Source organism: Corynebacterium haematomassiliense (genome assembly GCF_013978595.1).
GTDB lineage: Bacteria > Actinomycetota > Actinomycetes > Mycobacteriales > Mycobacteriaceae > Corynebacterium > Corynebacterium lehmanniae.
In genome coordinates this window covers 12,443-30,432 of sequence record NZ_JACDTZ010000003.1, presented here as the reverse complement: position 1 = coordinate 30,432, position 17,990 = coordinate 12,443, and the positions used below count along the sequence as shown (strand labels likewise).

Here is a 17,990-nt window from a genome sequence, read left to right as displayed (position 1 = left end):
GCGCACCGCCTAGCGCGGTGCTTCACCCGCCGTCATGGTCACTAGCGCGCCGAGCAGCTTCAGCGCGGCGCGCTTGTCCAGTGGCTGGTTGCCGTTGCCGCACTTCGGCGACTGCACGCACGACGGGCAGCCGTCCTCGCAGCCGCAGGAGCGCACCGTCTCCCAGGTCGCCTCGATCCACTCGTGGAAGCGGGCGAAGCCCTCGTCGGCGAAGCCCGCGCCGCCGGGGTGGCCGTCGTAGACGAACACCGTGGGCAGCATCGTGTCCGGGTGCAGCGCGGTGGACACGCCGCCGATGTCCCAGCGGTCGCACGTGGCCAAAAGCGGCAGCAGCCCGATCGCGGCGTGCTCGGCGGCGTGCAGGGCGCCCGGGATCTCGCCGGCGGTAATGCCCAGCTCGTCCAGCACCATCGGGTCGATGGTGTACGCCACCGCGCGGGTGACCAAACGCTGCTCGGGCAGGTCGAGGGGGATGTGTTCGCTGACGGTGCCGTCGGCAAGCCGCACCACGTAGCCGGTGACCCGGTCGATGACCTCCACGTCGACGCTTGCCACCCACAGCCCCGGCGAGGGGTTGACCAGCTTGTGGGCCTCGCCCAGGATCGTGATGTCCGTCGTCGAGCGCGCTTGCGTGGAATAGTCGGGCAGCTCCGGCGCCACCAGTGCGACGTAGTCGTCCAGGTCCAGCGCCTGGACCACGAAGTACTCGCCCTGGTGGATGTAGACCGCCCCGTCGTGCACCTGGCTCATCGCGCGCGCCGCGTCCACGGTGCCGAGCAGCCGACCGTCGGCGACGTCCACGATCATCACCTGCTCGCCCACATCGCCGCGCAGCGACACCGAAGCGTGCGCCGACTCCGGCGTGATCTCGCCGTCCAACTGCGGCACCGCGAACCAGCCCGCCGGCCGGCGGCGCAACAAGCCCGCAGCAGTCAGGTCGTCCACCACGTCGTGGGCGCCGAAGGCCTCCACGTCCGCCTCGCTCAGCGGCCGTTCCACCGCGGCGCAGTACACGTGGCCGCGCAAAATGAACGGGTTGGTTGGGTCGAACACGGAATTTTCCACCGGCTTGCCCAGAAGCGCCTCCGGATGGTGGACCAGGTAGGTGTCCATCGGCTCGTCGCGCGCCACCAGCACCGCCACCGAGCTCTGCCCGCGACGGCCCGCGCGCCCCGCCTGCTGGCGAAACGACGCCACCGTGCCCGGAAACCCCGCCATCACCACCGCGTCCAGCCCACCGACGTCGATGCCCAGCTCCAGCGCGTTCGTGGACGCCACCCCCAGCAGCTCACCATCGTCCAGGCGGCGCTCCAGCTCGCGGCGGTCCTCCGCCAGATACCCCGCCCGGTACGGCGCGACACGCTCGGCCATATCCGCGCGGCCCGCCGCCGACAGGTGCTCCTGGGTGCGCATCGCCACCGTCTCCGCGGCGCGCCGGGACCGCACGAACGTCAACGTCCGCGCGCCCTGCAGCAACAGCTCAGCCGACACCGACGCCGCCTCCGCGGTGGCGGGGTAGCGCACCGGCGCGCCGCCCTCGCCCTCGGCGCCCTCGATGAAGCCGGGCTCCCACAGCACGATGGTGCGCTCGCCGGAAGGGGCGGCGTCCTCGGTCACGGCCACAGCCTCGCGCCCGCTCAGCCGGCGGGCCTGCCCCGCCGGGTCCGCCGCGGTGGCCGACGCGTAGATCAGCGTCGGGGAAGACCCGTACGCGGCGGCGATGCGCAGCAGCCGCCGCAGCACTAAAGCCACGTTCGCGCCGAACACGCCCCGGTAGGTGTGGCACTCGTCCACCACCACGTACTTCAAGTGCCGCAAGACCCGCGCCCACCGCGCGTGCGAGCCCAACATCGACGCGTGCAGCATGTCCGGGTTGGTGAACACGTAGCGCGCGTGCTCCCGAATGCCCGCGCGCGATTCCGTCGGCGTGTCCCCGTCGTAAGGCGCCGGGTGGATGCCCTCCAAGCCCGCGCCCTTAACCATCCGCAGCGTGGCCTGCAGCTGGTCCGAGCCCAGCGCCTTCGTCGGCGTCAGGTACACCGCGCACGCCGTCGGATCCTGCACCAGTGCGGTCAGCACCGGCAGCTGGTAGCCCAACGACTTGCCGGAGGACGTCCCCGTCGCCACCACCACGTCCTCGCCGCGCCACGCGTGCTCTGCGCACAAGGCTTGGTGGAGGTAGGGGGAAGCGAAGCCTTCGTCGATAAGCAATTGCTTCAAACGCGGCTCCACCCACCCAGGCCACTCGCTGAAGCGGGCCTGACGTGCGGGGACCTGCTCGACATGCGTGATCGTCGCCGCAGGATGGCGGCGCTTCAGCGCGCCGAGGAGCTCGGTGCCAAACGGGGAAACCATAATCACCGGAAAGTATGCCAGTTCCCAGTGCTAAGGCCCGCACTTCATGGCACACTGGGTGGCGGTCACAGATTTTGTGTGCGCCCGAAGCGGTGCTCGCGAGGATTGTGCACGCGGGCACCAGGACCCGTTAGGCCCTGGTGGACGACATCTCTACGCAAATTTTTGAAAGGTTTCACCATGGCAACCGGTACCGTGAAGTGGTTCAACGCCGAAAAGGGCTTCGGCTTCATCGCCCCGGACGACGGCTCCTCCGACGTCTTCGTCCACTACTCCGAGATCCAGGGCTCCGGCTTCCGCACCCTGGAAGAAAACCAGCAGGTCGAATTCGAGGTCGGCGAGGGCGCCAAGGGCCCGCAGGCGCAGCAGGTGCGCGCGCTCTAAGCACACTTTGCTTATCGACGGGGCTTCCGCTCGGAGCCCCGTTTTTTATACGTTGCTCACGCCTTGGCGCACGTCACGCCACTCGGCAAGCTTGTTCTGGCCCTTTTGAATCAGGTAGCCGACAGACGAGCCGAGCACCACGCCCAGAAGCATCGCGAGCAGCGGGTAGTCCTGCAGGATGCGCCCGCCCAAGTAACCGACGCCGACGCTCAAAAACGCCCAGAGGATCACGCCGACGGTGTCGAAGAAGACGAACTTGAACCAGTTGTAGCGCACCGACGCCAGCACAATCGTGGCCACCCAGCGCGCCCAGGGGATGAAGCGGGCGACGATAATGGTCGCGCCCGCGCCGCGGTTCATGTTCCGGCGCACCCAGCGGATCGCCTGGCCCGCCTTCGACTCCGGGTCCAAGGCTTCCACCCGGTGAATGAGCTTGCCGCCGAGGGCGAAGCAGATGTTGTCGCCGATGATCCCGCCGATGGACGCCGCGGCGATCACGCCCCACACACTCGGCACTCCGCGGGATGCCGAAAACGCGCCCGCCAAGTTCAGCACCGTCTCCGACGGCACCACGGGCGCCAGCGCATCCGCGACAATAAGAACAGTCACCAGCGGGTAAAACACCGGCATCGCCATGAGCGTGTGCAGGAAATCGATGAGGGAATCGACCACGAAGACGCATCCTTTCCGCCCCCGGGGTTCACGGCTCCGGGGCACCCGAGCAGTGTAGTCCTATTACCCGGGTGCACAATCGTGTGCTAGTTGTCTGTTAGGCAATAACTCTGTGCAAAGCGAGGTGTCAGTCAACGTGGCTGAAGGTGGCAAGACCCTAGTCATTGTGGAGTCCGCGACGAAGGCGAAGAAGATCCAGAAGTATCTGGGCGACGACTTTATTGTGGAAGCCTCCGTCGGCCACATCCGCGACCTGCCCGGCCGAGCCGCCGACATCCCCGCCAAGTACAAGAAGGAACCGTGGGCCAAACTCGGCGTCAACCCCGAGGACGGCTTCACACCCATCTACGTCGTCGACGCGGACAAGAAAAAGAAGGTCACCGACCTCAAATCCAAGCTCAAGCAGGCCGACAAGCTCCTGCTCGCGACAGACCCGGACCGCGAAGGCGAAGCGATCGCCTGGCACCTTCTGGAAACGCTCAAGCCGAAGGTGCCGGTGGAGCGCATGGTGTTCAACGAGATCACCGAATCCGCCATCCGCGAAGCCGCCGAAAACACCCGCGAGCTGGACATGGACCTCGTCGACGCGCAGGAAACCCGCCGCATCCTCGACCGCCTCTACGGCTACGAAGTCTCGCCGGTGCTGTGGAAGAAGGTCATGCCGCGCCTGTCCGCCGGCCGCGTCCAATCCGTGGCCACCCGCGTGATTGTCGAGCGCGAACGCGAGCGCATGGCGTTCATCCCGGCGGAGTACTGGGACCTGGTCGCGGAGTTGGAGAAGGGCGAAACCTTCGACGCGAAGCTCGTCGCGCTCGACGGCAAGCGCATCGCCCAGGGCCGCGACTTCGATGACCGGGGGCGGCTGAAGGGCGAGGCGGTGATCGTCGATAAGCAAAAGGCGCACTCGCTTGCCGACGCGCTGGGCACCGCGCCCATGCACGTCACCGCAGTGGAGGAGAAGCCGTACTCGCGTAAACCCTACGCGCCGTTTATGACCTCCACGCTGCAGCAGGAGGCCGGACGCAAGCTGCACTTCACCTCCGCGCGCACCATGCGCATTGCACAACGGCTGTACGAAAACGGCCACATCACCTACATGCGTACAGACTCCACCTCGCTGTCCAAGCAGGGCCTCGACGCCGCGCGCTCCGCCGCCCGCGAGCTGTACGGCGCCAATTACGTCACGGATGCGCCGCGCACCTACGACCGCAAGGTGAAAAACTCGCAGGAAGCCCACGAAGCCATCCGCCCCGCCGGCGAACGCTTCGCCACCCCCGGGCAGCTGGCTGGGGCTTTGGACGCCGAGGAGTTCAAACTCTACGAACTCATCTGGGCGCGCACCGTCGCATCCCAGATGCAAGACGCCCGCGGCACCTCGATGAAAGTCACCGTTCAAGGCGACGCCGACGGCGAGGCGTGCGAATTCGCCGCAACCGGCCGCACCGTCACCTTCCCCGGCTGGCTGCGCGCCTACTCCGACCGCCAAGCCAACGAAACCCGCCTGCCGCAGCTGGCCAAAGGCGACGAGCTGGCCACCAATAAGGTCACGGCAGATGGCCACTCCACCAACCCGCCGGCGCGCTACACCGAGGCATCGCTGGTGAAAAAGATGGAGGAGCTCGGCATCGGGCGTCCGTCCACCTACGCGTCGATTATCAAGACCATCCAGGACCGCGGCTACGTCGTCGCGCGCGGCAACGCCCTGGTGCCGTCGTGGGTCGCGTTCTCCGTGGTGGGCCTTTTGGAGAACAACTTCGACGCGCTCGTGGACTACGACTTCACCTCGTCCATGGAAGACGAGCTCGACGAGATCGCCCACGGCAACCAGGACCGCACCAAGTGGCTGTCCGGCTTCTACTTCGGCGACGCCGACGCGCGCGAATCCATGGCGCAGGCACTCGCGCGCCGCGGCGGGCTGAAGCACATGATCGAGGACAACCTCGAGTCCATCGACGCGCGCGCCGCGAACTCGCTGAAGCTTTTCGACGATGCCGAAGGCCGCCCCGTCATCGTCCGCGTCGGACGCTACGGGCCCTACATCGAGCGCGTCGTGGGCGAGAAGGACGGCGAGCCCGAGTACCAGCGTGCCAACCTGCCCGAATCCGCCACCCCGGACGAGATCACCCTGGAGATGGCGGAGAAGCTCTTCGCCACCCCGCAGTCCGGCCGCGAACTCGGCGTCAACCCCGCCAACGGACGCACGGTGGTGGCGAAGGAGGGCCGTTTCGGCCCGTACGTCACGGAGCTCGTGCGTGACGACGAGCGCGCCACCGCCGAAGCCCGCGCCGAGGAAGTCATCGCCGCGGAGCGCGCCGAGGAGGACGCTCAGCGCGCCGCAGAAGGCAAACGCGCGAAGAACTGGGAGACCAAGACGGCGGCGGCGCAGAAGGAAAAGCGAATGGCGCAGCTTGTCGACGAGCAGCTCAAGCCCGCCACCGCGTCACTGTTTTCCTCGATGGAGCCGTCGAGCGTCACCTTCGACGAGGCGATGCAGTTGCTGTCCCTGCCTCGCGAGGTTGGCGAGGACCCAGCGGACGGCGAGATGATCACCGCCCAGAACGGCCGCTACGGCCCGTACCTGAAGAAGGGCTCCGACTCGCGCTCGCTGGCTTCGGAGGACCAGATCTTCTCCATCACGCTGGAGGAGGCCCGCCGCATCTACGCCGAGCCGAAGCGCCGCGGACGCGCCGCCGCGAAGCCGCCGCTGAAGATGCTCGGCGACAACGACGTCTCCGGCAAGCCGATGACCATCAAGGACGGCCGCTTCGGCCCGTACGTCACCGACGGCGAAACCAACGCGTCCCTGCAGCGCGGCGACACCCCGGAAACCATGACGGACCAGCGCGCCAACGAGCTGCTCTCCGCCCGCCGCGCCCGCGAGGCCGAGGGCGGCGGCAAAAAGGCCACGAAGAAGAAGGCCGCGAAGAAGAAGGCGACCAAGAAGGCTGCCAAAAAGGCCACGAAGCCGAAGCAGACCACCAAGCGGGTGGTCAAGGCCCGCAAGCGCTAAAACTTCGCAACGTATACCGCGGTGGCGTGCTTGCGCCACCGCGTTTCGCGTTCTTGTGGACTACTGTGTTGCGGCGTCAACAATCGGCGGGGGTTATCCACAGATTTTTATTTGGCCCTTGTTCGGGGTTGCGGTGCCGCCATAGCTTCTGGGCCATGAACTTCACTGACTTTGTTTCCGCAGGCGTGGCCGTGCTCGCCGACTTCGACCGCGACGTAGCCATGGCCGCCGGCCTGTCCACCGGGCGGGTCCGCGACCTCGCCCGGGTGCACCACACCTACTTTGGCCCGACCCAGTTCACCCGCAAACAACGTGACGCCCTCGCCGCCGCCGAGGGTTTACCTATCGACCAGCTCGTGCACATCGAGAAGAAACTCCTCGCCGTCGAAGGGGCAGCCGAACGCTGGCGCATTAGGTTGGATTTGGTGCGCCACCGCGGCTCGTATAGGGCCCTGACCAAGCGCATCAAACGGTTGATCAAACAACCCGTCAAACCCGCCCCACCCTCGTGCAGGTTCAGCCGCTCGAAGGCAGGCATGCGCACCATGATCTTGACCTACAACGAGCGCGACCTCGCCGATCTCGAACACCTGCTGCGACAACTCATCGACGCCGACGACCCCGCCGCCGCCCAAATGGCCGACACGCTTATCGGGATCCTGCGCGACGGCAAGGGCGTGCCGAAGGCGAATTTCCGGCCGATCATCCTGGTGCCGATCGCCGACTGGGCCCGCATCCAATCAGGCCACGCAGACGAGGTCACCCTGATCTGCACCGACGGCACCACCATGACCGGAGCCGAATACATGGAGCACGAATTTGGCGACATACTCGAAGTCGCCGCGTTCCACCCCCAGGAAGGCCCGGTCAACCTGTACTACGGTAAGCGCTGCGCCAACGCGAAGCAGAAGGTCATGTCGAAGCTGCTCTGCCCGTCGTGTGCGTTTCCCGACTGCAAACACTCCGCAGAGACCACCCAAACCCACCACATCAACGCGTGGCGCTACGGGGGAATGACCAACATGGACAACCTCGCCGAACTGTGCCCCTTCCACAACGGGGTCAACGCCGACAACAGGCAAGGCCCGTTCGGCTACATCGACAACCCGAACGCGAGAATCCACTGGGTCGCACCCAACGGCACACGCGTCCCCATGACCACCCCGGGGGCGATGGAGCTGCTCTTCGACTAACCCGCCCACACACCGAAAACCCGCCCCAAAAGGGCGGGCACATCGGCATGCCCGCAACTAGGAGCGGTCGGCCATGGTGGAGCGCACCGGGCGCGCCAGCTGCGTCATCTTGCCGCGGCCGCGCAGCTCCACGGACTTCATCAGCGTCCAGCGCTGCTGCTCCACCTCGTTGGCCGCGCGCAGGGTTCCGGCGTTGGTCAGCACCAGGCCCGGGGTGTCCTTCGCCATGTCGGTCAGGCGCGCCGCGGCGTTGACGGCGTCGCCGATCACGGTGTACTCGAAGCGGTCCGAGCCGCCGATGTGGCCCGCCACTACATGCCCGGACGCCACACCGATGCCGGCGCGAAGCTCTTGGCCGGCCAAATCCCGCTGGAGTTCGCGGGCGGCTTGGAGGGCGTGCGAAGCGGCGTCGTGAAGCGAAACGGGTGCCCCGAACACCGCCAAGGCCGCATCGCCCTGGAACTTGTTAATCACGCCCTTGTTGCGGTGCACCACCTCGACAACGACGTCGAAGAAGTCGTTCAGCGCAGCGACAACCTCCTCCGGTGTGTGGTCCACGGCGTAGGTGGTGGAGCCGACGACGTCGATGAACAGCACCGCCACCTTGCGCTCCTCGCCGCCGAGCTCCGGGATCTCCTCCAGCGCCTTCTGCGCCACCTCCGCGCCGACGTACTGGCCGAAGATGTCGCGCACGCGCTGGCGGTCGCGCAGCCCCTTCATCATCTCGTTGAACCCGGCCTGCAACACGCCGATCTCGGAGCCGTCGTAAATGTCCACCTGCGTGTTCTGCTCGCCGCGGCGCACGCGGTTGATCGCGCCCTGCAGCTCCTTGATCGGGTCGGCCACACTCATGATCACCAGCGCGGTGCCCACGAAACCGGTGACCATGCCGGCGGTGATCAGCGCGACGATCGCGGAGGTGAGTTCGCCGACGTTGCCGGTGAAGTAGCCGTGGCGCTGCGCCACCGTCAGCAGTAAAACGCCCACCATCGGCACGGCGGAGGTGGTGAACCACGTCAGGTACAGCTGCCACTTGATCGGCGGCTGCAGCGTGGAGTCCTCGAAGCGGCGCGCCAGCGCGGAGGCGGCGATGGGGCGCACGAGGCGCTCGGCCTGCAGGTAGGTCAGCACGGCGGTGACGAAGGTGGTCAGCGAGGCGGTGGCGAGGACGACGGTGGCCAGACGGGCGTCGACACGCCAAGCCCCCACAGTGACGATCGCGGTGCCGATACCCCACACGCCCACCACAATGATGGTTTGCAGCACCGGCAGCCGCATGACCAGGTGGCGCACCATGTTCGGGTCGTGCCCGTCGGGGTGGCGCTGCCATTCCAGCACGGGCCGGAACAGGTACAGCGTGACCACCACGCCCAGCACCACGGCGATTGCCGCGTAGATCACGCCGATGGCGCCGAGCTGCCCGCCGAGGCCGAGTTCGCGCACTTCCGGCATGGGGATGAGGTAGCGCACGAACAGCATGCAGCCGATCGCGGCGATGACGTTGGTTCCCAGCACGGTCGCGGCGTACAGGGGCCATGACGTGCCCCAGAGCCACCGCAGCTCGCGCCAGAATCGTTTCATGGTGTATCACCTTAGCGCGCGGGTACTGTGATCATCCGTGACTACCCGTAGCGTCAGTGAGCGGCTTGCCGGTACTCCGGCGGTGCGCGAGACAATCATGTCGGCGGCCAAGGCTGCAAGGCTTGGCGACGGCTACGCCATGACCCACGCCTGGCTTTTCACCGGCCCTCCGGGAGCGGGCCGCTCGCAGGCCGCGTTGGCGTTCGCGGCGGCGCTGATGTGCACGGACCCGGTGGAGATCGGGTGCGGGCGCTGCGACGCGTGCCGGCTGGCGTTGGCGGGCACGCACACGGATCTGCTGCACGTGGTGCCGCAGCGGGTGAACATCCCGGTGGATTACGTGCGCCGCACGATCGTGCCGCAGGCGGCCCGCCTGCCGACGGTCGCCGCCTGGCGCGTCATCGTCATCGAAAACGCCGACCGGTTGAATACCGACGCCGCCGACGCGCTGCTGAAGACGGTGGAGGAGCCGCCGGAGCACACCGTGATCATCATGTGCGCCCCGTCGGCGGATCCGCAGGACTTCTCGCAGACGCTGCGCTCGCGCTGCCGCCACCTGTACGTGCCGGCGCCGACGGAGGACGAGGTTGTGCGCATCCTGGTCGAGGAGGAGGGCGCGACCGAGCACGACGCCCGGCTTGCCGCGGCCGCGACGATGCGGCACGTGGGGCGTGCGCGGCTGCTGGTGCGCTCGGACCAGGTGCAAAAGCGCCGCTCCATGGCGATCAACCTGGCGGAGCTGGTGTTCCACGGCGCGCAGGCGTTCCAGGCCGTCGGCGCGCTGGTCACGGCGGCGGAGAAAGAGGCCGTGGAGGCCCACAAGGCCGAGGACGAAGCCGAGCGCGCGAAGCTGGAAAACGCGCTCGGCATGGGCGCGAAGGGCAAAGGTGCGGGCAAGGCGTTGGGGGGCGTTGCGTCGTCGATAAAAGCGCTCGAAGAGGAGCAGAAGAAGCGCGGCACCCGCCGCAAGCGCGACATGTTCGACCTGGTCCTGGTGGACCTGGCGGGGGTGTACCGCGACGCCATGATCATCCAGTCCGGCGCCGGTCTTGCCCTGATCCACCCGGACTACGAGGGCTTGGCGCGAGAGATCGCGGAGCGCACCACCCCAGAAGGCCTGGTGGAGTGCCAGGAGGCCATCGCGCAGTGCCGCGAGCGGTTGACGCAGCAGGTGCAGCCGGCGGTGGCGTTTAACGGCATGCTCGGCCGGATCAGGCTCGCCTGCAAAGTGTCCTGAGCTGCCGGTTTCTCAGTTCCCCTCGGCTGCACTACACTTTCGCGGTGGTGCATCTTTGTATGCCCGGCCACTATAGCTCAGTCGGTAGAGCATCTCACTCGTAATGAGAAGGTCGCGAGTTCGATTCTCGCTGGTGGCTCAATTTTTTTGCCTTAAACCGGGCAGAAACCGCGGCACAACCTTGCCGACGGCGTTGCGCGGCAGCTCGTCGACGAAGTGCACGTCGCGGGGGATGGAGTGGTCGGCCAGGTGGGCGCGCACCCAGTCGCGCACCGCGTCGGCGGTGATGTCGGCGCTGCGAACCACCCACACGGCGATGCGCTTGAACATCTGCTCGTCGTCGACGCCGTGCGCGTACACTTCGCCGACACCCGGCATGTCCTCGAGCACTTCCACCACGGACTGCGGGTGGACGTTTTCGCCGCCGACGATGATCATGTCGTCGTTGCGCGACTGCACGTGCAGGTACCCGTCGTCGTCGAGGTAGCCGAGGTCGCCCATTTCCACCAGGCCGTCGATCTCCACCATCTCGGTCGCGGGGTTGGTGTAGCCGCGCAGCGCCGTTTCGTTGTACAGGAAGATGCGTCCGGTTTCGCCGGGGCGGACTTCGTTCCCTTGGTCGTCGTAAAGCTTGAGCACCGTGCCGGGCGGGACTTTGCCCACGGTGGTGGGGTCGGCCTGCATCTGCTCGGGCGAGGCGGCCGCGGCGAGGGCGAGTTCGGTGGAGCCGTAGATGTTGGCCAGGATCGGGCCGAAGCGCTCCGTGGTGCGGCGCAACAGCGCGGGGCTGACGGCGTTGCCGGCGGAGGCGAGGTAGCGCAGCGAGGACGTGTCGTAGCTTTCCTGCAGATCCAGCATCTGTTTGAAGAAGATGGGCGAGGAGATCAGCCCGTCGCAGCGGTAGCGCTGGATGTCGCGGAAGCAGGCGTCCGGGTCGAAGATGCGGCGGGTGACAATGGTCGAGCGCGTCGCCAGCGCCACCTGCAGGGCGGACCAGCCCCAGGTGTGGAAGATCGACGCGGTCAGTTGCACGGTGTCGCCCGCGCGCCACGGGATGGCCTCGAGGTAGCCGGCGACCACGAACGGCATGCGCGGTTCGGGCCGCACGATGCCTTTGGGGATGCCGGTGGTGCCGGAGCTCATCAGGACGAGGTTGCCGTGTTTCGGCCAGCGGGGCAGTTGCCTATCGACGTCCATCCGGACCACCTGCCCAATCGAAATCCCCTCGCCGCCGTCTTCGTGGGCGCGGACGATCGTGATGCCGTCGGTGTTGGCGGGGAGGCGGTCGGCGAATTCGTCGTCGATGAACAGGACGTTGATGTCGTTTTCGGCGAAGATGCCGGCGAGCTGCTCCGGCGAGGAGCCGATGTTGAGCAGGAAGATATGCGCACCTGCGTAGCCTTTGGCGGCCAGCGGCAGGATGATGCCGCGGCCGTTGCGTGCCATCACGCCGATGCGAAGCTCGTCCAGGCCGCGTTCGTCTTGCAGCGCGAGGAGCCATTTGGCCAGCGAGCGTGAGTCGTCGCGGAGTTGGCGGTAGGTGAGGACACCGGTGTCGTCGATAAGTGCGATGCGGTCCGGTGCGGCGGCGGCACCTTGTTCGACCTCGCGGGCGGTGGTGAACCAGTAGCGTGCGAGGTTGGGTGCGAGCGCGAGGGCTGCGCGGGGGCCGCCTTCGGCGCTGACGAAGCCGGCGCGTGTAACGGCGGGCACGAAGCGGGCGAAAGACTTGAGTAAGAACAGCGGACGATGGGTGGGTCGCATGTGGATAATGTAGCCTACTGTTACGCAAGTTCCCCCTGTGAAAGGATTTCGCCGTGTCATTTTCCCGCCGCATCGCCGCCGCCTTCGTTGCGGCGGCCACGCTTCTCGCCCCGCTCGCCCCGGCGGCGCAAGCGCAGGACCGCAACATGGTCATCTTCGGCGACTCTGTCATCTCCGACCCGAACATGGGCCAGTGGGCCGCAGGCAAGCTGGGGCTCGACCCGCGCGGGCGCTCCGACAACGGCACCTGGTGCCCGACCTCGCCGACGAACTGGGGCAAGCGCTCCGCCGCCAAGCTCGGCCTGGCCGCCCGCGACTACTCCTGCACCGGCGTGGTGACCATCTCCAAGGGCCCGGGCCTGTTCCAGCAGGTGGACCGCGCGATCGCGGACCGCGGCCTGTCCCCAGCGACCGCGCGCGTGATCATCTCCGTCGGCTTCAACGACACGTACAACAACACCTCGCGCCCGGATGCCGACATCCGCCGCGACTTCACCCGCTACATGGTCCCGCAGATCAACCGCATCCGCGCCGCCGCGCCGAACGCGCGCATCCAGATCGTGGGCTACCCGAAGATCACCGCCGGCGACCGCGTGTGCCTGTTCCACATCGCCCCGAACGTCTCCGATTGGACCCGCTTCCAAGACGTGCAGCGCTGGGAGAACCTCGCGCAGTGGATGCAGGTGGACACTGCCCGCGCCGCCGGCGTGGAGTTTTTGGACCTGAAACCCTCCACGTGGAACAACAACATGTGCGCCCCCGACAACACGCGCATGTGGGCCGGCCTGGTGGACTTCTACGGCGGCCCGGGCAACCTGCCCATCCACGTTAACCAGCGCGGACACGAGCACGTGGCAAACGTCATCGCCCGCTCGTAGTGTTGGGGGACATGACACAGACTGTTCAAGGCGTAATCGCCCGCGAAAAGGGCGCCCCGGTCGAGGTCGTGGACATTGTGATCCCCGAACCCGGCCCCAACGACGTCGTGGTCAAGGTCCAGGCCACCGGCGTGTGCCACACGGACCTGGCCTACCGCGACGGCGACATCGAGGACGCGTTCCCGTTCCTGCTCGGCCATGAGACGGCCGGCGTCGTGGAAACGATCGGCGAGGACGTCACCCACGTCCAAGAAGGCGACTTCGTGGTGCTGAACTGGCGCGCGGTGTGCGGCGAGTGCCGCGCCTGCCGCAAGGGCGACACGAAGAACTGCTTCAACACCCACAACGCCTCGCAGAGCATGACGCTTGACGACGGCACTCCGCTCACCCCCGCACTCGGCATCGGCTCCTTTGCAGAGAAGACCCTCGTGCACGAAAAGCAGTGCACGAAGGTCGACCCGGAGGCCGACCCGGCAGCGGCCGGCCTGCTCGGCTGTGGCATCATGGCCGGCCTCGGCGCCGCCGTGAACACCGGCGACGTGCAGCGCGGCGAGTCCGTGGTCGTGTTCGGCCTCGGCGGTGTCGGGCTTGCGGCTGTGGCCGGTGCCGCGTTGGCGGGGGCGACGACGGTGGTGGCTGTAGACGTCGATAAGCGAAAGTGCGACGTTGCCACCGAGAAGTTCGGCGCCACCCACGCCATCTGCGCCAAGGACATGGGCGAGGACGAGGTGATCGAGGCCGTGCGCGAGCTCACCGGCGGCTTCGGCGCCGACGTGGCCATCGACGCGGTGGGCATCCAGCCCACCTGGCGCCAGGCGTTCTACTCCCGCGATCTCGCCGGCCGCATGGTCATGGTCGGCGTGCCCAACCAGACGGACCACGTGGACATCCCCGCGATCGACCTGTACGCCCGCGGCGGCTCCATCAAGCCGGCCTGGTACGGCGACTGCCTGCCGGAGCGCGACTTCCCCACGTACGTGGAGCTGTACAAGCAGGGCCGCTTCCCGTTGGGCGAGTTCGTCTCCGAGCGCATCGGCGTGGGCGACATCGAGGAATCCTTCGCCAAGATGAAGCGCGGCGACGTGCTGCGAAGCGTGGTGGAGTTCTAATGCGCATCGACAACGTCGTCACCTCCGGCCTGTTCAAGCTCGACGGCGGCGAGTGGGAGGTGGACAACAACGTCTGGATCGCCGGCGACGACTCCGAGGTCTACATCATCGACGCCGCCCACAACGCCGAAGCCATCGCCGAGGCGGTGGGCAACCGCCGCGTCAAGGGCATCCTGGCCACCCACGGCCACTCCGACCACATCGACGCCGCGCCCGAGCTGTCGCGGCTTGTCGACGCCCCGGTGTACCTGCATCCAACCGACGGGTTCCTCTGGCAGCGCCAGAACCCGGGCGCGCACTACCGCCAGCTTCTCGACGGCGCCACGTTCACCATCGCCGGCACCGACCTGCGCGTCATGTCCACCCCGGGCCACTCACCGGGCTCTGTGGTCATCTACGCCGAGGAAGCCGGCGAACTGTTCTCCGGCGACACCCTGTTCCAGGGCGGGCCGGGCGCGACGGGCCGGTCGTTCTCCTCGTTCGACACCATCATCCGCTCCCTGCAGAAATCCGTTTTGGACCTGCCGGCGGAGACGGTGGTGCGCACCGGCCACGGCGACCACACCACCATCGGCGCGGAAGCCCCGCACCTGGAGGAGTGGATCCGCCGCGGCTTCTAGCGCTCCGCGTCCGCGTCCTGCTCCGGCGCCTGCGCGTTCTGCAACGCGACGGCGCGGGCCAGGCGGGCGTAGCGCAACTCCTGCTCGCGGAAACGCGTCCACGTGGAGACGGTGACGAAGAAGAAAGCCACCACCAGCACGTACAGCATCAGGTCGGTGCCGCGCGCCACGCCCAGCCAGTTCGCCACGACGGTCACATCGTCGGGGCGGGCAATCGCCCACACCGCCGCCACCATCATGAGGGCGAAGCCGATTTTTACCCAGGCTTTGGCGTTAGCTTTGCGTCGATTAGCAAAGAAGTACCAGGCCAACGCGACAACCGCGAGCAGCAACAACGCCTGAATCATGGCAACCTCCTTGCAACGAGCCCGTCGGCGAGGATGTTCACGCCGTTGATCAGCGACTGGCCCTTCGACATCGAGTACTCCGTGTAAAGGATGTCCACCGGCTCCTCGTCCACGCGCCAGCCGTGTTTCTCGATCATGGAGACGATCTCCGAGGCGTGCGACATCCCGTTCATGCGGATGTTCATCTCCTCGGCCACCTTGCGGTTGAACGCGCGCAACCCGTTGTGCGCGTCCGTGAGCCCGAGTTTCTTCGTGCGCGGCGAGAGCATCACCACCGTCTTGAGCACCGCCCGCTTGATCCACGGCACCTGCGAATTGTCCTGGCCGGCGAAACGCGTGCCGACGATGATGTCCAACGGCTCAGTGCGCAGCCGCTCGATCATGCGCACGACGTCTTTTTCCTGGTGCTGGCCGTCCGCGTCGAAGGTGACAAAGTACTGCGCGCCCGGCTGTTTGCGGGCGTACTCCACGCCGGTTTGGATCGCCGCGCCCTGGCCCAGGTTGACCGGGTGGTCCACTAGGTGGGCGCCGGCGGCGCGAATCTGCTCCGCGGAGTTGTCGACGGAGCCGTCGTTGACGCCCACGATGTTGGGGAACGTCTCGCGCGCGTGCGTGAGCACGTCGAAGATGACCGTGCCCTCGTTGTAGCAAGGCACGATCAGCCAAGTGTCTGAAAATCCGCTCATGTCGGAAGTTAGGTTACCTCCCGCGGTGGAACAAAGCGGCGTACACGCGCCGGAGCAAACCTGTGGGTAGCGCGCGGTACGCGGTGCGCGCCGCCAGGTTGAACGCGGCCCGCGGGCGCGAAATCAGCCCGTAGGAGACCAGGTTGCGCTGCATTTTCGCCTCCGCGGCGAGCATCTCGCGGCCGGTGCGGCGGGCGAACTGCGCGTCGGTGACCTGGAAGTCTGTCAGCGACTCGGGCAGGTTGCGCACCTGCCAGCCGTCGGCGATCAGGCGCGCGTAGAGGTCGTAGTCCTCCATGAAGTGCACGTCCTGGTACCCACCGACCTCCTTGACCGCTCGCGTGCGCAGCATCACCGAGGGGTTGTTCACCGGCGAGTTCATCTTCGCGTAGGCGTGCGGGTTCTCCGGCAGGGCGCGCACCCTCCCGGTGTCGCCCGGGGTCTGCGCGAACTCCTCGACGGCGCTGCCCAGCGCGCCGACCTCCGGGTGCGCCTCCAAATACTCCAGCTGCCGGGCGAAGCGCTCGGGTTTCGCGGCGTCGTCGGAGTCCAACCGCGCGGTGTATTCGGAATCGATCGTGGCCAGCCCGGCTTGCGACGCCGGGCCCGCGCCCACATTCTCCGGCAGCCAAATCACCCGGGCATCTTGCTTTGCGACGACCTCCCGCACCCCCTCACCCACCGGCCCGTCAGCCACAATGACCAGCTCATCCGCCGGCCGCGTCTGTGCCTGCAGGGAGTCGAGGGCGCGCTGCAGATCGTGCGCGTCGGTGCCGTGGTAGACGGTCACCAGTGCCGTAATCCTCGCCATTGTCTACGCGGCGCTGTTGTCGAGGTACTGCGACAGCGCCGCTTCAATGACCGACAAGTCGCTGGTTCCTTCTTTGCGCGCCCGCGCCTGCACCCGCTCGGCGAGCGCCGGCGGCAGCATGTCCACCAGGCCGGGGCCCCAGGACACTTCGGCGCTGCGAATGCGCTCGTCCGACCAGCCCCGCTCGAAATCCTCAGCGGTGCGCATTTCTTCAGGGGTCATTGCGCTCACATTCCTTCCAAGTAACGTTTACGGGCCGGCATGGCGTGGAAAATCTTCTCTGAGCCATCAGCGTATATTTCACCGCCAATTTCTAACAGCCTTGCCTGGGAATCGAACCCGATACGGATGACCTTGAGTGGGTCATCCCGTTCGACGAATTGCTTCACATAACGCTTCCACGCCTGGAGGATGTCATCAGAGCTCGCCCCGTGCTTATGTGCGGACGGCAAGATCCGCGGCGAGTTCTTCTGCATTGTCTAGTCCCTTGCTGCGTCGATGAGGTAGCGGCCGTAGCCGGATTTCAACACCTGCTCGCCTAGGGCCTCCAGCTGCGCGGCGTCGATGAAGCCCTCGCGGTAAGCCGCCACCTCCGGCGAGCCGATGACGGTGCCGGTGCGCTTCTGCAGCACCTCGACGTAGGCGCTGGCCTCGCTCATCGAGTCGATGGTGCCGGTGTCCAGCCACACGTCCCCGCGGTGCAGGCGGTGCACCTTCAGGTCGCCGCGGCGCAGGTACGCCTCGTTGACGGAGGTAATCTCCAGCTCCCCGCGCGCCGACGGTGCGATGGATTTGGCGATCTCTACGACGTCGTTGTCGTAGAAGTACAGCCCCACCACAGCGAAGTTGGACTTCGGCGCCTCCGGTTTCTCCTCGATGGACAGCGCGGTGCCGGAGGTGTCGAACTCGACCACGCCGTAGCGCTGCGGGTCCGAGACCTCGTAGGCGAAGATCGCCCCGCCGTCGATGTCGCGCACACGCCCGAGCGCCTCCGAGATGCCGTTGCCGTCGAAGATGTTGTCGCCGAGCACGAGCGCCACCGAGCCGTCGCCGATGAACTCCTCTCCGATCAAAAACGCCTGCGCCAGCCCCTCTGGGCGAGGTTGTTCGGCGTAGTGGAGCATGACGCCGAGACGTGAGCCGTCGCCAAGCAATCGCTCGAAGTTCGGCCGGTCCTCCGGCGTGGTGATGATCAAAATCTCGCGAATACCCGCGCTGATCAGGGTGGATAGCGGGTAGTAGATCATCGGCTTGTCGTAGATGGGCATGAGCTGCTTTGAGATGCCCTGGGTGATCGGGTACAGGCGCGTGCCCGAGCCGCCAGCGAGGATGATGCCCTTCAT

At 66.9% G+C, this 17,990-nt stretch carries 17 protein-coding genes and 1 tRNA gene; 8 read left to right on the top strand and 10 right to left on the bottom strand.

Annotation, left to right across the window (positions count from 1 at the left end; all coding sequences use genetic code 11):
* Positions 1–9 precede the first annotated feature (9 nt).
* A complete protein-coding gene (locus H0193_RS11765) occupies positions 10–2,355 on the bottom strand; it encodes a DEAD/DEAH box helicase (protein WP_181890098.1) in 2,346 nt (781 codons plus the stop codon).
* A 180-nt stretch (positions 2,356–2,535) separates the two neighbouring features.
* Here H0193_RS11765 and H0193_RS11760 point away from each other — a divergent pair, with 180 nt between their 5' ends.
* The gene (locus H0193_RS11760) at positions 2,536–2,739 is read left to right on the top strand and encodes a cold-shock protein (RefSeq protein WP_034996968.1); all 204 of its coding nucleotides are present in this window, start codon (positions 2,536–2,538) and stop codon (positions 2,737–2,739) included.
* 45 nt (positions 2,740–2,784) lie between these two features.
* Here H0193_RS11760 and H0193_RS11755 read toward each other — a convergent pair whose 3' ends face one another.
* Complete coding sequence (locus H0193_RS11755) at positions 2,785–3,411, bottom strand: VTT domain-containing protein (protein WP_181890097.1); 627 nt, start codon at positions 3,409–3,411, stop codon at positions 2,785–2,787.
* A 136-nt stretch (positions 3,412–3,547) separates the two neighbouring features.
* Between H0193_RS11755 and topA the strand changes: the two genes are divergently transcribed.
* Positions 3,548–6,421, top strand: a complete 2,874-nt coding sequence (topA, locus tag H0193_RS11750) for a type I DNA topoisomerase (RefSeq protein ID WP_181890096.1) — start codon at positions 3,548–3,550, stop codon at positions 6,419–6,421.
* 155 nt (positions 6,422–6,576) lie between these two features.
* Positions 6,577–7,614 (top strand): HNH endonuclease signature motif containing protein, encoded by a 1,038-nt coding sequence (locus H0193_RS11745; protein ID WP_181890095.1) that lies wholly within the window; start codon positions 6,577–6,579, stop codon positions 7,612–7,614.
* A 57-nt stretch (positions 7,615–7,671) separates the two neighbouring features.
* On the opposite strand, the gene H0193_RS11740 is transcribed toward H0193_RS11745, so the two are convergent.
* Positions 7,672–9,195, bottom strand: a complete 1,524-nt coding sequence (locus H0193_RS11740; RefSeq protein ID WP_181890094.1) for an adenylate/guanylate cyclase domain-containing protein — start codon at positions 9,193–9,195, stop codon at positions 7,672–7,674.
* 37 nt (positions 9,196–9,232) lie between these two features.
* Between H0193_RS11740 and H0193_RS11735 the strand changes: the two genes are divergently transcribed.
* Together H0193_RS11735 and H0193_RS11730 are read left to right on the top strand one after the other, a co-directional pair.
* Positions 9,233–10,432: a DNA polymerase III subunit delta' gene (locus H0193_RS11735; protein WP_181890093.1), complete on the top strand. Its 1,200-nt coding sequence runs from the start codon at positions 9,233–9,235 to the stop codon at positions 10,430–10,432.
* Positions 10,433–10,498: 66 nt separating this feature from the next.
* Positions 10,499–10,571 (top strand) — tRNA-Thr (locus H0193_RS11730).
* Here H0193_RS11730 and H0193_RS11725 read toward each other — a convergent pair.
* The gene (locus H0193_RS11725) at positions 10,571–12,196 is read right to left on the bottom strand and encodes an AMP-binding protein (RefSeq protein ID WP_181890092.1); all 1,626 of its coding nucleotides are present in this window, start codon (positions 12,194–12,196) and stop codon (positions 10,571–10,573) included. The two genes, H0193_RS11730 and H0193_RS11725, sit on opposite strands and share 1 nt — an antisense overlap.
* 53 nt (positions 12,197–12,249) lie before the next feature.
* Here H0193_RS11725 and H0193_RS11720 point away from each other — a divergent pair, with 53 nt between their 5' ends.
* From H0193_RS11720 to H0193_RS11710, 3 genes are read left to right on the top strand one after another with little or no spacing between them, the layout of a single operon-like run.
* Positions 12,250–13,074 (top strand): GDSL-type esterase/lipase family protein, encoded by an 825-nt coding sequence (locus H0193_RS11720; protein ID WP_338026669.1) that lies wholly within the window; start codon positions 12,250–12,252, stop codon positions 13,072–13,074.
* An 11-nt stretch (positions 13,075–13,085) separates the two neighbouring features.
* Positions 13,086–14,183 (top strand): S-(hydroxymethyl)mycothiol dehydrogenase, encoded by a 1,098-nt coding sequence (locus H0193_RS11715; RefSeq protein WP_181890091.1) that lies wholly within the window; start codon positions 13,086–13,088, stop codon positions 14,181–14,183.
* Positions 14,183–14,803: an MBL fold metallo-hydrolase gene (locus H0193_RS11710; RefSeq protein ID WP_181890090.1), complete on the top strand. Its 621-nt coding sequence runs from the start codon at positions 14,183–14,185 to the stop codon at positions 14,801–14,803. The genes H0193_RS11715 and H0193_RS11710 overlap by 1 nt, the downstream gene beginning before the upstream one ends.
* Here H0193_RS11710 and H0193_RS11705 read toward each other — a convergent pair.
* Genes H0193_RS11705 through rfbA form a run of 6 tightly spaced genes read right to left on the bottom strand, consistent with a single transcriptional unit; the run spans position 14,800 to position 17,990 of the window.
* Positions 14,800–15,150 (bottom strand): DUF2304 domain-containing protein, encoded by a 351-nt coding sequence (locus H0193_RS11705; protein WP_181890089.1) that lies wholly within the window; start codon positions 15,148–15,150, stop codon positions 14,800–14,802. The two genes, H0193_RS11710 and H0193_RS11705, sit on opposite strands and share 4 nt — an antisense overlap.
* On the bottom strand, positions 15,147–15,836 hold the full coding sequence (locus H0193_RS11700; protein ID WP_181890088.1) for a glycosyltransferase family 2 protein: 690 nt from the start codon (positions 15,834–15,836) through the stop codon (positions 15,147–15,149). Before H0193_RS11700 ends, H0193_RS11705 begins: the two co-directional genes overlap by 4 nt.
* Before the next feature lie 13 nt (positions 15,837–15,849).
* Positions 15,850–16,647: a glycosyltransferase gene (locus H0193_RS11695; RefSeq protein ID WP_181890087.1), complete on the bottom strand. Its 798-nt coding sequence runs from the start codon at positions 16,645–16,647 to the stop codon at positions 15,850–15,852.
* Between the two features lie 3 nt (positions 16,648–16,650).
* Positions 16,651–16,869 carry a hypothetical protein gene (locus H0193_RS11690; protein WP_181890086.1) on the bottom strand — a complete coding sequence of 73 codons (219 nt, stop codon included), beginning with the start codon at positions 16,867–16,869 and terminating at the stop codon, positions 16,651–16,653.
* Between the two features lie 5 nt (positions 16,870–16,874).
* Positions 16,875–17,123, bottom strand: coding sequence for a toxin (locus H0193_RS11685; RefSeq protein WP_181890085.1), 249 nt, complete (start codon positions 17,121–17,123; stop codon positions 16,875–16,877).
* Between the two features lie 3 nt (positions 17,124–17,126).
* Positions 17,127–17,990, bottom strand: a complete 864-nt coding sequence (rfbA, locus tag H0193_RS11680; protein ID WP_181890084.1) for a glucose-1-phosphate thymidylyltransferase RfbA — start codon at positions 17,988–17,990, stop codon at positions 17,127–17,129.